14 protein-coding genes are annotated in these 13,461 nt (G+C 59.4%); 6 read left to right on the top strand and 8 right to left on the bottom strand.

From position 1 onward, the window contains the following. Positions 1-18: 18 nt before the first annotated feature. Positions 19-195 (bottom strand): hypothetical protein, encoded by a 177-nt coding sequence (locus RHM59_RS19545; protein ID WP_322285229.1) that lies wholly within the window; start codon positions 193-195, stop codon positions 19-21. A 175-nt stretch (positions 196-370) separates the two neighbouring features. Here RHM59_RS19545 and RHM59_RS19550 point away from each other — a divergent pair, with 175 nt between their 5' ends. The 4 genes from RHM59_RS19550 to RHM59_RS19565 are packed head-to-tail and all read left to right on the top strand — an operon-like array spanning position 371 to position 4,186. Then, positions 371-544 carry a hypothetical protein gene (locus tag RHM59_RS19550; protein WP_322285230.1) on the top strand — a complete coding sequence of 58 codons (174 nt, stop codon included), beginning with the start codon at positions 371-373 and terminating at the stop codon, positions 542-544. After that, positions 529-1,086, top strand: coding sequence for a DUF3304 domain-containing protein (locus RHM59_RS19555; protein WP_322285231.1), 558 nt, complete (start codon positions 529-531; stop codon positions 1,084-1,086). Before RHM59_RS19550 ends, RHM59_RS19555 begins: the two co-directional genes overlap by 16 nt. Next, a complete protein-coding gene (locus RHM59_RS19560; RefSeq protein ID WP_322285232.1) occupies positions 1,071-1,628 on the top strand; it encodes a DUF3304 domain-containing protein in 558 nt (185 codons plus the stop codon). The genes RHM59_RS19555 and RHM59_RS19560 overlap by 16 nt, the downstream gene beginning before the upstream one ends. Next, positions 1,613-4,186: a DUF2235 domain-containing protein gene (locus tag RHM59_RS19565; RefSeq protein WP_322285233.1), complete on the top strand. Its 2,574-nt coding sequence runs from the start codon at positions 1,613-1,615 to the stop codon at positions 4,184-4,186. The genes RHM59_RS19560 and RHM59_RS19565 overlap by 16 nt, the downstream gene beginning before the upstream one ends. Before the next feature lie 110 nt (positions 4,187-4,296). Here the strand turns inward: RHM59_RS19565 and RHM59_RS19570 are convergent, their stop codons facing one another. From RHM59_RS19570 to RHM59_RS19600, 7 genes are read right to left on the bottom strand one after another with little or no spacing between them, the layout of a single operon-like run. After that, on the bottom strand, positions 4,297-5,340 hold the full coding sequence (locus tag RHM59_RS19570) for an ABC transporter substrate-binding protein (RefSeq protein WP_322166313.1): 1,044 nt from the start codon (positions 5,338-5,340) through the stop codon (positions 4,297-4,299). Beyond that, complete coding sequence (locus tag RHM59_RS19575) at positions 5,340-6,506, bottom strand: FAD-binding oxidoreductase (protein WP_322184743.1); 1,167 nt, start codon at positions 6,504-6,506, stop codon at positions 5,340-5,342. The genes RHM59_RS19570 and RHM59_RS19575 overlap by 1 nt, the downstream gene beginning before the upstream one ends. Further along, a complete protein-coding gene (locus tag RHM59_RS19580) occupies positions 6,503-7,855 on the bottom strand; it encodes an FAD/NAD(P)-binding oxidoreductase (protein ID WP_322166311.1) in 1,353 nt (450 codons plus the stop codon). Before RHM59_RS19580 ends, RHM59_RS19575 begins: the two co-directional genes overlap by 4 nt. Next, the gene (locus RHM59_RS19585) at positions 7,852-8,142 is read right to left on the bottom strand and encodes a (2Fe-2S)-binding protein (protein ID WP_322166310.1); all 291 of its coding nucleotides are present in this window, start codon (positions 8,140-8,142) and stop codon (positions 7,852-7,854) included. Before RHM59_RS19585 ends, RHM59_RS19580 begins: the two co-directional genes overlap by 4 nt. A 15-nt stretch (positions 8,143-8,157) precedes the next feature. Then, on the bottom strand, positions 8,158-8,952 hold the full coding sequence (locus tag RHM59_RS19590) for an ABC transporter permease (RefSeq protein ID WP_322166309.1): 795 nt from the start codon (positions 8,950-8,952) through the stop codon (positions 8,158-8,160). 3 nt (positions 8,953-8,955) lie between these two features. Further along, a complete protein-coding gene (locus RHM59_RS19595; RefSeq protein WP_322166308.1) occupies positions 8,956-9,828 on the bottom strand; it encodes an ABC transporter permease in 873 nt (290 codons plus the stop codon). Continuing rightward, complete coding sequence (locus RHM59_RS19600) at positions 9,825-10,853, bottom strand: ABC transporter ATP-binding protein (protein ID WP_322166307.1); 1,029 nt, start codon at positions 10,851-10,853, stop codon at positions 9,825-9,827. Before RHM59_RS19600 ends, RHM59_RS19595 begins: the two co-directional genes overlap by 4 nt. 242 nt (positions 10,854-11,095) lie before the next feature. Here RHM59_RS19600 and RHM59_RS19605 point away from each other — a divergent pair, with 242 nt between their 5' ends. Next, positions 11,096-11,932, top strand: a complete 837-nt coding sequence (locus tag RHM59_RS19605) for an IclR family transcriptional regulator (protein WP_322166306.1) — start codon at positions 11,096-11,098, stop codon at positions 11,930-11,932. 259 nt (positions 11,933-12,191) lie between these two features. Continuing rightward, complete coding sequence (locus RHM59_RS19610; RefSeq protein WP_322285234.1) at positions 12,192-13,442, top strand: aspartate aminotransferase family protein; 1,251 nt, start codon at positions 12,192-12,194, stop codon at positions 13,440-13,442. Positions 13,443-13,461 lie beyond the last annotated feature (19 nt).

Consider the following 13,461-nt stretch of genomic DNA (forward strand, 5'->3'; position numbering starts at 1 on the left):
TGACTCGGCTCTCCAGACCTACCGCTCGATGGTCTTGCTCCAGCGCGCATTCCACTCTGGCCGTTGTTGATTCACCTGATCCCAATCTTCGATTTCACGCCAGTCATCGGTTGCGTGCTTTTGCCACCCTGGACGGCTCAAGGCCCAACACGTAACGCCGGGTTGGTGGACGCTCAGTTGCTTCCAGCTCAGCACCCATACGTCACCGTTTTTAACTCGAAAACCGCCGCATTCCCGCAGGCGGTTTTTTTAGAGCTGACGTTTGGGAAATATCCTAGAACTGTCGCGGACGGATGCTACATACGGCGCGGGTCGACCTGCGCAAGCATGTGCGCCAAAGAATTTTGGCCTTACAAAAAGAGGATCGTACATGCCGATCTTAAACATTCAGAACGCATTCAAGGTGCGTGGGGTCATCGGCGTCCGCGTTCTACCCTGCGACCAAGTCACCGTTTCGGCAGTGGCGGCAACGCCCGGTCAAGTCGGTTACCCGTTCTACTACCCATCCAAAATGGAAGTCCCTTCTGTATGTCCAGCACCTTGAATCTAGGTTCGCTTCGCCGCGTGCCGGTGCTTTTGGCTGCGGGCGTGCTCGCCTGCCTGGCCCTGCAAGCGTGCAACCAACCAATACCCGACCGTCTCGGCGCGCCCATCGAGGGCTACAGCCACACCTCGGCGGCGATCAATTACTTCACCGTCAACGGCAATGGCGGGCCGAACATCGGGCCGTTTGGTGGTGGCGGTAGCCAGACCTGCTGCGTAGGCATGCCGCGCAAATGGCACCCCGGCCTGACCGTGGTGGTGGAGTGGGAGAAAGATCCTAATACCGGTGATTCGGTTAATTGGCCAAAACCCCGCTACTCAGACGCATGGAGTGAAACAGCAAAAGTGCATCAGTCCAAATACACCCGCCATCGCGCCGTCGTTGAGGTGGCGCCCTATGAACAGCTCGGGCTGGTCAACGTTCATTTTCTTCCTTGCGATCAAGTCAAGGTCGCAGCCAGCCCGAGCTACCTCGGGCGCCCTAATCACCCCTACAACTATCCCATCAAAATGGAAGTCCCTTCTGTATGTCCAGCACCTTGAATTCAGGTTGGCCTCGCCGTGCGCCGGTGCTTTTGGCTGCGGGCGTGTTCGCCTGCCTGGCCCTACAAGCGTGCAACCAATCAATACCCGACCGCCTCGGCGCGCCCATCGAGGGCTACAGCCACACCTCGGCGGCCATCAATTACTTCATGGTCAACGGCAATGGCGGTCCGAACATCGGGCCGTTTGGTGGTGGCGGTAGCCAGACCTGCTGCGTGATCCTGCCGCGCAAATGGCACCCCGGCCTGACCGTGGTGGTGGAGTGGGAGAAAGATCCGATGCCACACGCTTACGGTGATTGGCCCGAGCGCAGATTTTCTGATGCTTGGAGCAAGCGGATGGACGAACACGAAACCAAATACACCCGCCATCGCGCCGTCGTGGAGGTGGCGCCGTATGAAGAGCTGGGCGTCATCGACGTCCACTTTCTACCTTGCGACCAAGTCGCCGTTTCGGCAGTGGCGGCAACGCCCGGTCAAGTCGGTTACCCGTTCAACTACCCATCCAAAATGGAAGTCCCTTCTGTATGTCCAGCACCTTGAATTCAGCTTCAAAACGTCCCGCTCCAGCGCCTTTGACTCCGACGCCACCTTTCAAAAAAGAAGGCTTGTTACCACGCAACCATGAGGGTGTCGGGCTCAATTACCGTACGCAATTTAGGCCCAAACTGCTTGCGGGTTATGCGGCCCAAAAAGCGGCTATCGCAGCCGGCAAGGTGTACCTCGGCGCGCCGTGCATCAACGTACTGAACATTACGCTCTGCTTCGACGGCACCAACAACCATGAACCGTCTGACAAACTCGGGAAGCCGCCCTCAACTACCAATGTGGCAAGACTATTTCACGCCAGCGTCGGCGACAGTACGAGCGGCGCTCAGAGCCGGGCGAACAAACAAGGCTTTTATCGGTACTACATGCAAGGTGTCGGCACCGAGTTTAAAGAAATCGGAGAGCTCGAACCGCAAATAGTCGGGCTAGTGAGCGCCTTGGGTGGCGAGAATCGAATCAACTGGGGGTTGACCCGTTTGCTGGATGCGTTGGGCCGGGCTTGCGGAGAACCACGATTAAAACCTGTAGATGCTTACGCACTGGTGCAGAAAATGGGCACCTCTTTAACCGAAGATATGTTGGGCGCTACGCTGCTGGCCAGTGGCGATTACCGCCGCCGGCAAGCCCTGCAAGCGCCGTTAGTGGCGCTACAGAAAAAGGTCGACTACGTGCATGCGCGCAAGACCGTCCCGCGCATCATCGGCATGCGCCTGTGGATCTACGGTTTCTCTCGAGGGGCTGCCGAGGCTCGGGCGTTTGCCAACTGGCTGGAAGCGCTGACCAAAATCGAGGTGGACGGTGAGACCTGTTATTTGTTTGCCGGAATCCCCATCAGCATTGCCTTCATGGGGCTGTTCGACACCGTGGCCTCATCCGGTATCGCCTATGCCGCGCCGTTCGCCGACGGCCACATGGGGTGGGCGGATGACACCATGCGGCTGCCAGAATCGGAAAAATTTCTTGAGCGTTGCGTGCACTTGGTGGCGGCTCACGAACAACGCAACTGCTTCCCGGTGGACTCGATTCGGCGCAAAACCAACCCTGACGATCCGAACTGCCCCTCGACTTACCGCGCCGGAACCTTTGAATACCTCTACCCCGGCATGCACTCTGACGTTGGCGGGGGGTATCCGCCAGGTGAGCAGGGCAAGTCGCTGGAGGGTGGCAACCATGTGCTATCGCAAATCCCGCTGAATCACATGTATGCCGAGGCCTATGCTCTGGGTGCTCCCTTGCAGGCACCAACTAACGCGTTAAATGACACACAAAAAGAAGACTGGCCATGGTTGGTAATGGACACCAAAGCTTTTAGGGCTTTTGAGGTCTCCGACACCCTAACCCACCGCTTCAACACCTGGCTCGACGCCCACCAAACTGGCCCGCTGGAAGATGCCATGGAGCATCAAGCCGCCCTGATCACTGCCTGGCGAATCAATCGGTACGCGTCCTTCCGCCTGCGGGAGACGTCGGTTTATCAGCACCTTCAGGGCAAGGACATGACGGACGAAGAGAAAAACGCCTTCGAAGCGCTGTACGCCCGGCAGTCCGAAGAGAACCTGGCGCAGCACAACGGAACAGAGCCATCGGCGCTGTCAGACCAAAAACAGGCAGAACGCGACAGCCATCTGGCGATCAAGCAGGCCTACGAACAGCGTACCGGGGCCTCACAGCCCATGACCTTCAACACGCACAAGTCCTTTGAACCCATCCTCGACCAGAATCAGCTGGAAATGGCGATGAGCGAGTTTCGCCGTGACTATACGGGGAAGTGGGCGTTCGCCGATTCCAACGAGGCGACGTCGGGTGGCACGGTGATCAACACGCTGTTCGGTGGGTTGGTGTACCTGGTCAATGATCAGGACGAAGCCGAGGAATACGTCAAAATGCGCAGAACGGCCAATATAGCCTTCAACAAGCTCTACGCCCCCGGCAGTTTTGAACCCCTCAGTGATAAAGCGCAGACCCTTACCGATTTTTTTGACGAGCAAGTCCACGATTCACGCGCCTGGTTCATGAACGCGATGCTCAATGAGCGTGAAGTGTTCGGCGATTATTTCCGTTTTCGCGCGGTGTTCTTCGATGATCAATCCAACAAGTCGTTATCGCTGATCGCCAGGTCCGGGCAGGTGATCGGGGTCGGCATCGCCTTGGCCAGCGTTGGCCTGAGCATCAAGCGCAACGACCCGCGTTACCTGATTGGGCTGATTATTCCGTCGCTGGGGATTCCGGCGTTTCGCGGCAAGCTCAACGCGCTGGCCACGCCGGAAGTGCGCGCCTTTGACCCGGTTACGAACATCGACCTGCCGATGCAAGACGTCGGCGCCCTCAGGACCTTTACCAAAAACACGGGCGACGTGCTGAAACTGGCCAAGGCCTTGCCGTTGCCTGAAGCCCTCAGCGACGAAACCGCCACCACGCCTAAGCTTAAAGCCCTGCTCAAAGCCCAAAAAACGGCGAAGGTCGCAGAAATGGCCAAAGACCTGTTCGACAGCCTGCCCGCCGAAGAGAAAAGCAGTTGGCTGGACCAAATCAAAGGCGCCGTGGGCGGATAACCCTACCCCTCTGGAGCCAACGTGTTGGCGGTAGGCTGAATGCGGTTTATCAGGCACACCGCTTCGCGAACACGTTCACTCCTACAGCCAATTGACTCGGCTCCCCAGACCTACCGCTCGATGGTCTTGCTCCAGCGCGCATTCCACTCTGGCCGTTGTTGATTCACCTGATCCCAATCGATCGAAATCGCTGTTTCCAGGTATTTGTTCATGGCTTCGACTCGAGCGCGGGTTTTGTCGGTGGTTGGGGTTTTTGGGTTGGAAGGGATTTGATCGCCTTCTTCCAGTGCCGGGCCTTGGGCTTCTGGGCTCAGCAGAAACGCCGCCAGTTTTTGCGCCAGTTCCGGTTGGTCGTTGTGGGCGATGGCGCATTCGGCGACGTTAAGCACCACGGCGCCTTCTTTCGGTTGCGCGTATTCCACCGGCACGCCCAGCAGTTGCAGGGTGCTGACGCCGGTCGGGGTCAGCGGAAAGATGGCCGCTTCATTGGTCTGGACCATTTCCGAGATCTTCGCCGAGCTGGCGATGTATTCCAAAACGTTAGGGCCGACGGTTTTCGGCCACGCTTTGAAGCCCGGTTCAACGTTGGCTTCGCTGCCGCCCTGAATACGGTTGAACATCAAGAAACCGTGCAGGCCGAACGTCGATGACGCCAAGGACTGGAACACCACCTTGTCCTTGAACTGCGGGTTGGCCAAGTCCATCCACGAAGTCGGCGCGCTCCAGCCTTTTTCTTTAAACATTCGCGTGTTGTAGGCGAGGCCGGTTACGCCGAGGGTCACGGCCACGGCCTGATCCTTGATCTTCGCTTTGGCCGGAATATCCGCCAGCACCGGGCTGTCCTGAAGCTTGTCGCACAAGCCCATGGAAATGGCGCGGTACATGATGCCGTCGTCGAGGAATATGACGTGCATCTGTGGGTTGTCTTTGCTCGCTTGAACCTTGGCCAAAATGTCCGACGAGGTACCAGGCACGATCACGACTTTAACGTGGTTGGCCTTCTCGAATGCGGGCAACACCTTGTCGGCGTAAACCCGTTCCATGGTGCCGCCGTTCATGCCCAAGTACAGCGTCGGATCGGCGTGGGCCGTGCCCGTCATTAGCAAGCTGGCCAAGGGTAGACAAGACAGGGCGATACGATTGATGTTCTTCATTAACGCGATCTTCCTCTAGGCAATTGAACGACGGTCCCCGCTTGCGCGGTTTGAGTGGTTTGAAAACGAGCGATTGAAAACGCTTCAATCGGCTGTGTAGCGGAACCTGAACACACCAGTTCGGCGAGGGCTTCACCCACCGCCGGGGCGATCTGGAAACCGGACCCGGCGAAACCGAAACCGTGCAGCAAACCCGCTTGGGTGGTGCTGACGCCAATCACGGGTTCGCGATCTGGCAGATAACCTTCGGTGCCGCTCCAGGTCCGAATCGCTTGGGCGTGCGCAAGAAACGGATACAGCTCGGCGGCGTTGCGCAGGATCTCAAGCACGGCGGCTTGGCCTGGACGTGCCTGCTCCGGGGTCATTGCAAACCCTTGGCCGCCGCCCAACACGCAATTGCCCCGCGCCACTTGGCGCGCATAAATCCCACCGCCTTCTACCCCGGTGCTGACGTCCATCACCATGGGCAACGGTTCGGTGACCAGCATCGCCGGGTGCCCGGTGCGCATCGGCACCGACTCGCCAAATTGGGCGGCGACGTTCCCGGCCCAGGCGCCAGCGCAATTGAGCAGCCACGGCGCGCGAACCTTGATCCCGTTGGCGCAGTGGACGTTGAATGCTTGCCCGTCATGTTCGATGTCGATGACGTTGGCCTGCTCGAACACCCGGGCGCCAGCACGTTGCGCGGCACGGGCAAAAGCGGGCGAAATCAAACGCGGGTTGGCGTGGCCATCGTCCGGGCACAACGACGCTCCTTGCGCCACGTCCCCCACCCACGGATAACGCTCGCGAAGTTCGGCGCGATCAAGCAACTGCAAGCCCAAGCCAAAACCGCGTGTGGAGTCGGCATACGATTGAAGGGCGGCCATGTCCTCGTGACTGCGGGCCAGTTTCAAATGCCCTGATTTCACGTATTCGCCGTCGGTGCCGATCAGTTCGAGCAGGTTGTCCCACATCGCGTGGGCGCGCTGGGACAAGGGCAACTGACTCAGTGGCCGACCTTGCCGGCGAACACCTCCATAGTTAACCCCGCTGGAATGCGAGCCACAAAAATCACGCTCCAGCAGCACCACCCGTTTGCCTTTGCGCGCGAGCATCAAGGCCGCCGAAGCCCCGACGATGCCGCCGCCGAGCACCACGACATCGGTTTCGATCAGCGTGCTCATGACTCAATCTCCACGCCAAACGGCAAGGGTTTGATCGGCGCCTGACCGCGCAACCGACCGATGCTGTTCAGCGCTCGGCCGCTGCGTTGGGCGACAATCTCTGCCGCCGCCGATCCGCACATCCGGCCCTGACAGCGGCCCATGCCCACCCGGCAATGGGCTTTGACCCGATTAAGTTCCCAGTGGCCGTCATCCACCACCGCACGGACTTCACCGGCTGAAACTTCTTCACAGCGGCAAACGATCAATTCGTCTGGCGCATTGGTCGCCCAGTCGGTCGGGAACGGGAACGCCGTTTCCAGCCCATGCCGGAAGTGCTCGATGGCCGCGAGTTTGTGTTCCAAAAACCGGCTGCGAGCGCTGTCGATGGCGCGTCCATTGTCTTCAAGTACGGCCAGTGCGGCCCGCTCACCGGTCATTTCCGCTCCATCGGCGCCCATGATCCCGGCGCCATCGCCGGCCAAGTACACGCCCTCAACCGAACTGCGACCTGCGCTGTCGCGGGACGGCAACCAGGCGCGGTTCAACTCACTCCAGTAGAAGTCGCAGCTCAACAAGTCGGCCAATTGGGTTTCGCTGCGCAGGGCGTGGGCGAATGCCACCGCGTCACATTCCAGCCGTTGCTGGTGTTTACCTTGGCGCCAAGTGATGGCGCCAACCCGTTGCTCGCCGTCGATACGTTCCAGGGTTGCGCCCTGATGCACCGCAATGCCGTGGGCGGTTAGCCAACTGCGGTAATACAAACCTTTGGCCAAAAGGGCGGGTTGGCAAAGCAATGCCGGTAGCGCCCGGCATTGCGCACTGAGTGGGGCGCTGTCGAGTACCGCGACCACCGTGGCCCCGGCTTTGGCGTACTGATAAGCGACCAGATACAGCAGCGGCCCGCTGCCACAAAACGCCACGCGCTCACCGATGGCGCAGCCCTGATACTTCAACGCAATCTGCGCCGCGCCCAAGCTGTAGACCCCGGGCAGCGTCCAGCCCGGCACCGGCAAAATGCGGTCGGTGGCGCCGGTGGCGACGATAATCTGCGAATAATTGACTGCGCGAGCATGACCATCGCTCAAGGTGTCCAGGCGCCCGTCTTCGGCATTCCACACCAGCGTCTCGGGACGGTAGTCGATTTGGGTCGACAGATCGTCGATGGCGCGATGCACCGATTCGGCCTTCGACGCCTCAAAGCCATAAATCTGTTTAGCCGTGCGCCGAAAGTTGGCCGGTTGGCGGCGATAGACCTGACCGCCGCCGCGTGGCGATTCGTCAAGCAAACAGGCTTTAACGCCGTGGGCCAACAAAGTGTGTGCCGCCCGAATTCCGGCCGGACCCGCGCCAACAATCACCACGTTCATAGGCGGCGCCCCGGTTCACGGCTGATGATCTGTCCGGCTTCCAGCAACGTCGAGCAGGCCCGCACGCGGCGTCCATCATCCAAGCGCACCCAGCAATCCTGGCAGGCGCCCATCATGCAAAAGCCCGCGCGCGGTTCGGCGCTGAAATCACTGCCGCGCACGAACTCGCCGCAGGTCAACACGGCCGTCAGCAGGGTGTCGCCTTGCAAACCGGTGGCCGGTTGACCGTCGAGGGTGAACGCCAGCGTCGGTCGATCTTTCTCGACCAATCGTTTAAACAACGCCATGTCAGTGCATCCCTCTCAATGTTTACCGACCAAAACTCGGTCTAGGCCATAGACCCGGTCGAGCACGATCATGGCCGCTGCGGTTAACGCGATGACCAATGCCGACACTGCTGCCATCATCGGGTCAATGGATTCGGTGGCGTACACGTACATGCGCACCGGCAGGGTCTGGGTCGATGGCGAACTGACGAAAATCGACAGCGTGACCTCGTCGAAACTGTTGATGAACGCCAGCAGCCAACCCCCGGCGACACCCGGCAAAATCATCGGTAAGGTGATTTGGCGAAACAGGGTAAAGCGGCTGGCGCCCAATGATTCAGCGGCTTGTTCAGCGCTGCGGTCGATGCCGATGGCGGCGGCGATCACCAACCGCAATACGTACGGCGTGATGATCACCACGTGGGCAAGCATCAGCCAGGCGAAACTGCCGTTGACCCCCATCAGCGCGAACAGCCGCAGCATGGCCACGCCCAAGACCAAGTGCGGCATGATGATCGGCGACAGAAACAGGCTGTTCAGGAAGTCGCGGCCAGGGAATGTATAGCGGGTGATCGCTAGTGCGGCGGGCACGGCAATCAGGGTCGCCAGCGAGGCGGCCACGAACGCCAGAATCAGACTGTTGTAGAACGCATGAATGAAATCGGCGCGTTCAAACACTGCTTTGAACCAGCGCAGGGAAAACCCCGAAGTGGGCAAGCTCAGGGTGTTTTCCGGAGTGAACGCCACCAGGCACACCACCACCAGCGGCGCCATCATGAACACCACCACCAAGGCATGAAAACTTAACGACAAAGGACCGTTTTTGGACATGTCTTATTCCCCCAAGGTCTTTTTATAGCGGCGTTCGACAAACCGGTTCCACGTCAGCATCACCAGCAAATTGATCACCAGCAGCACCACCGCGATGGCCGCGCCCATGGGCCAGTTCAGTTCCGACAGGTATTGGTCGTAGACCACGGTGGCGACCATTTTCAAACGTCGTCCACCTAACAGGCCGGGAATGGCGAAGGAACTGGCAGACAACCCGAAGACGATCAGCGTCCCCGACAGCACACCGGGCATGACTTGCGGCAGCACCACCAAGCGCATGACCTTGGCCTGACTGGCGCCGAGGGACAGCGCGGCTTGTTCAGCCGAGGGGTCGAGCTTTTGCAGCGAGGTCCAGACCGGAATGATCATGAACGGCAGCATCACGTGGACCAGCGCGATGATTATCGCGAACGAGGTATAGAGCAGCTTCACCGGATGTCCGCCAAACGCCTGAATCGCCTGGTTGACCAAGCCATCGGAGCCGAGCAGCAAGCTCCAGCCAAATGCCCGCACCACCACGGAAATCAGCAGCGGGGTCAAAATCAAAATCAGGAAAATTGAGCGCCACGGTGTGCCCATGCGGCTGAGGATGTACGCCTCGGGGACGCCGATCACCACGCACAACAGCGTGACCACGGCGCTGATCCACAGCGTGCGAAAGAAGATTTCGTAATAGTACGAATCACTGAACAGGTCGATGTAATGGGCGAAGGTGAACTCGCCGTTTTTGACCCCAAGCTGGTAGTCGAACACGTTGAACGACAACACCAGCGTCAGCACCAGCGGCAGTATCAACAGGCAACTGAACAGAATAATGGCCGGCAGTGACAGCAGATAACCACGTCCGCCGTTGCGCAAAAAGGCGAGCGCATTCATGCATGCACCTCGTCGGCGGCCAGCACGCGCAATAAATCAGCTTGCCAGTCGAGTCCCACCGCCGTGCCTTCAGTCAGCGGCGCGCTGCCGTCGTTGCGGCGGACCACAGTTAGTTCGCCCAATGCAGTGTCGATGCGGTACAGCCATTGGCTGCCGAGGAAATAGCGGACTGAAATACGCCCCTGCAACCGACCGTTGCCGGCGTCGAGCAGGTCGATTTTTTCCGGGCGCAAACTGAGGGTTAGCGCGCCATGGCCAGGGGTGTGGCGTACCTGCGGGCAACCGGCGGCATCGAGGTCTCCGGCGAGCATGTTGGCTTTGCCGACGAAGCCGGAAATAAACGGCGTGCGCGGATGTTCGTAGAGTTTGTAGGGCTCGTCGATCTGGGTCACGCGGCCGGCCTGCATCACCACCACCCGGTCACTGATCGACAGCGCTTCCGCTTGATCGTGGGTCACCATCAAGGTCGTGATGCCGACTTCGCACTGGATGCGACGAATCTCAAACTGCATCTCTTCGCGCAAATTGGCGTCGAGGTTGGACAGCGGTTCGTCGAGCAACAGCACGGGCGGTTCAATCACCAATGCGCGGGCCAGGGCCACACGCTGGCGCTGGCCGCCGGACAATTCTCGCGGGTAACGCTCGGCATGCGCTGCCAATCGCACCAAGTCCAATACCGTGGTCACGCGCCGGGCCATATCGGCCGATGGCACCTTACGCATCCGCAAGCCAAAAGCGACGTTGTCGCGGACGGTCATGTGGGGAAACAGCGCGTAACTTTGAAACACAACGCCCAGCCCACGGCTGCTGGGTTTGGCGTGAGTAATGTCGCGGCCGTCCAGCACGATGCGCCCGGCCGTGGCGTCGACAAAGCCCGCGATCATTTGCAGGGTGGTGGTTTTGCCGCAGCCGGAGGGGCCGAGCAGAGAAACGAATTCGCCTTTTTCAACCGCCAGATCCGTGGCGACAACGGCGTCGATGGCGCCATAGCGTTTGCTGAGGCCTTCGAGTTGGAGAAATGCCATGTGCGCGTTCCACCTTGTTTATTGGGCGCGTCGAAACACGCTCTTTTGTAATGGGCAGATGCGAAGGGATACAGCGGGGTGCGTTGGCGCTCGTTCTAAGCCGGCTGCCAGTGTTGTTCGATTCGCCCCTGTGGACTCAGATTAGGACGAAGCCTAGGATGTGCGAAAGAGCAAATTTCACTGAAAGGATTACTTTTTTCACTTTTATTCGATGACCAAATTTATAAGAAGGAAATAAAGCCATGTCTTCCACTGAGCGGAATCATGAGCCGAAAGAAGTCGGCGTTGGCAGTGTCTCCCGGTTGTTTGCCGTATTGCGCACCCTTGGCACCGCCCCCGACGGCGGCGAGCGAGTCACCCAGTTGGCGCAGCAGGTCGGTTTGTCGCAACCGACCACCCACCGTTTGCTGCGCAACCTGATGGACGAAGGCATGGTCGAGCAGGACGAGCGCAGCAAGCGCTACCGGCTGAGCCTGGAGTTTTTCGCATTGGCGGCGCGGGCAGGCAACACCGGTAACCTTCGGGATCTGGTTCGGCCAAGCATGTTACGACTGAGTGCCTCGTTGGGGGATTCATTGTTTCTGTTGGCCCGCAGCGGCTTCGATGCCATTTGCCTGGACCGCAGCGAGGGGCCATACCCGATTCGGACCTTCACCGGCGACATCGGCGGGCGCGTGGCGTTGGGCGTGGGGCAGGGCAGCTTGGCGATTCTGGCGTTCTTGCCTGAAGAAGAGCGCGAGACCGTGATCTGCTACAACCTGCCACGGCTCAAGGACTTTCACCTGTATGACGAAGTGTTTCTGCGTTCGGAAGTGGAGAACGTTCGGCGCCTGGGGTATGCGGCGCGCAATACCGGCGCGCTGCCGGGAATGGCCGGCCTTGCCGTGCCCATTCTCAACCGCGACGGGCATGCCGTTGCGGCGCTCAGCGTTGCGACCATCACTGATCGCTTGGGGCCGGATCGACTGCCGACGGTAGTTGAGTTGCTCAAACGCGAAGCGGCGGCCATCGGCCCTAAGATCAACCCTTTCGACCCCACCCTGCGCCGGCCTTCGCAGATTTTTGGGGGAAGAAGTTAAATCGCAGGCTTCGCAATGTGCCTGAAACACCGGGTCGTTCCCTTCCCGAATAAATTCGGTCCCACCGATAAACCTGATCTCTGTAGGACCGAATTCATTCGGGAAGCTTTGCCTCTGAGTCCCCGCATTGATCGAAGTAGGCATGCACGAATTTCAGGAATAACCCCGCGATTTAATTTCGCTTGTGACCGGAGTGCATTCCTCGCTTATATAACCTCACGCATTTTTTTGACGAAGTCTTTTGTATGAGCAGCCAAGCATGAGCGAATCATCGATCAGCGGTTCGATTTCCAGGGTCCACCCCATTACCCTGGACCACGGCAAGAACGCCGAAGTCTGGGATGAAGACGGCAAACGCTACATCGACTTCGTCGGCGGGATCGGCGTTTTGAACCTTGGGCATTGCAACCCGCGTATCGTCGACGCCATTCGCGAACAAGCCACCAAACTGACCCATTACTGCTTCAACGCCGTGCCCCACAGCCCGTATAAACAATTCATGGCCCAGCTCGCAGCGTTCATTCCGGTGAGTTACCCGGTCAGCGGCATGCTTACCAACAGCGGGGCCGAGGCAGCGGAAAATGCGTTGAAAATCGTCCGTGGCTGCACCGGACGTACCGCAGTCATTGCTTTCGACGGCGCCTTTCACGGCCGAACCCTCGCCACCTTGAACCTCAATGGCAAAGTGACGCCGTACAAGCAAAAAGTCGGCGTACTGCCCGGTCCGGTCTTCCACTTGCCTTACCCGAGCAAGGATAACGGCGTCACCGTCGCCGAGGCCATGAAGGCCATGGACCGCTTGTTCAGCGTCGAAATCGACGTGGCCGACATCGCCTGCTTCATCCTCGAACCGATTCAAGGTGAAGCTGGGTTTCTCGCGATGGACATCGAGTTCGCGCAAAACCTGCGCGCGTTCTGCGATGAAAAAGGCATTTTGCCGATCATCGACGAAATCCAGTCCGGGTTCGGCCGCACCGGTGAACGCTTCGCCTTTTCGCGCTTGGGGATCGAACCGGACCTGCTTCTGCTGGGTAAAAGCATCGCGGGCGGCATGCCACTCGGCGCAGTCGTGGGCAAAAAAGCGCTCATGGATGTGCTGCCAAAAGGCGGACTGGGTGGCACCTATTCGGGTAACCCCATCGCCTGCGCCGCCGGCCTGGCCACGCTGGAACAACTGACCGACGCTAACCTGTCGGCATGGGGCGAGGCCCAGAGCCACGCCATCGCCACCCGTTACCAACACTGGATTGACAGCAAGCTCTCACCATTTCTCCGGCGATTGACCGGCGTGGGCGCAATGCGCGGAATCGAGCTGACAACCCCAGAGGGTAAACCCGCCACCGCCCAATTGGCCGCGTTACTTGAAGCCGCCCGGAACAAAGGCCTGCTACTGATGCCCAGTGGCAAAGCGCGACACATCATCCGCTTGCTGCCGCCGCTGACCACCGAACTGCATGTGCTCAACGAAGGGCTGGATATTCTTGAAGGGTGTTTGGCGCAGTTGCGTTGATCCTACAGATGCCCTGGAT

Origin of the sequence: Pseudomonas sp. MH10, assembly GCF_034353045.1 — a bacterium.
In the GTDB taxonomy this organism is placed as follows: domain Bacteria; phylum Pseudomonadota; class Gammaproteobacteria; order Pseudomonadales; family Pseudomonadaceae; genus Aquipseudomonas.

What these genes read in the sequence shown, in the direction of transcription:
- RHM59_RS19565 (WP_322285233.1), top strand. Translation starts at nt 1,613, where the DNA reads ATGTCCAGCACCTTGAATTCAGCTTCAAAACGTCCCGCTCCAGCGCCT.
- RHM59_RS19590 (WP_322166309.1), bottom strand. Translation starts at nt 8,952, where the DNA reads ATGTCCAAAAACGGTCCTTTGTCGTTAAGTTTTCATGCCTTGGTGGTG.
- RHM59_RS19550 (WP_322285230.1), top strand. Translation starts at nt 371, where the DNA reads ATGCCGATCTTAAACATTCAGAACGCATTCAAGGTGCGTGGGGTCATC.
- RHM59_RS19575 (WP_322184743.1), bottom strand. Translation starts at nt 6,506, where the DNA reads ATGAGCACGCTGATCGAAACCGATGTCGTGGTGCTCGGCGGCGGCATC.
- RHM59_RS19570 (WP_322166313.1), bottom strand. Translation starts at nt 5,340, where the DNA reads ATGAAGAACATCAATCGTATCGCCCTGTCTTGTCTACCCTTGGCCAGC.
- RHM59_RS19600 (WP_322166307.1), bottom strand. Translation starts at nt 10,853, where the DNA reads ATGGCATTTCTCCAACTCGAAGGCCTCAGCAAACGCTATGGCGCCATC.
- RHM59_RS19585 (WP_322166310.1), bottom strand. Translation starts at nt 8,142, where the DNA reads ATGGCGTTGTTTAAACGATTGGTCGAGAAAGATCGACCGACGCTGGCG.
- RHM59_RS19605 (WP_322166306.1), top strand. Translation starts at nt 11,096, where the DNA reads ATGTCTTCCACTGAGCGGAATCATGAGCCGAAAGAAGTCGGCGTTGGC.
- RHM59_RS19555 (WP_322285231.1), top strand. Translation starts at nt 529, where the DNA reads ATGTCCAGCACCTTGAATCTAGGTTCGCTTCGCCGCGTGCCGGTGCTT.
- RHM59_RS19580 (WP_322166311.1), bottom strand. Translation starts at nt 7,855, where the DNA reads ATGAACGTGGTGATTGTTGGCGCGGGTCCGGCCGGAATTCGGGCGGCA.
- RHM59_RS19595 (WP_322166308.1), bottom strand. Translation starts at nt 9,828, where the DNA reads ATGAATGCGCTCGCCTTTTTGCGCAACGGCGGACGTGGTTATCTGCTG.
- RHM59_RS19610 (WP_322285234.1), top strand. Translation starts at nt 12,192, where the DNA reads ATGAGCGAATCATCGATCAGCGGTTCGATTTCCAGGGTCCACCCCATT.
- RHM59_RS19560 (WP_322285232.1), top strand. Translation starts at nt 1,071, where the DNA reads ATGTCCAGCACCTTGAATTCAGGTTGGCCTCGCCGTGCGCCGGTGCTT.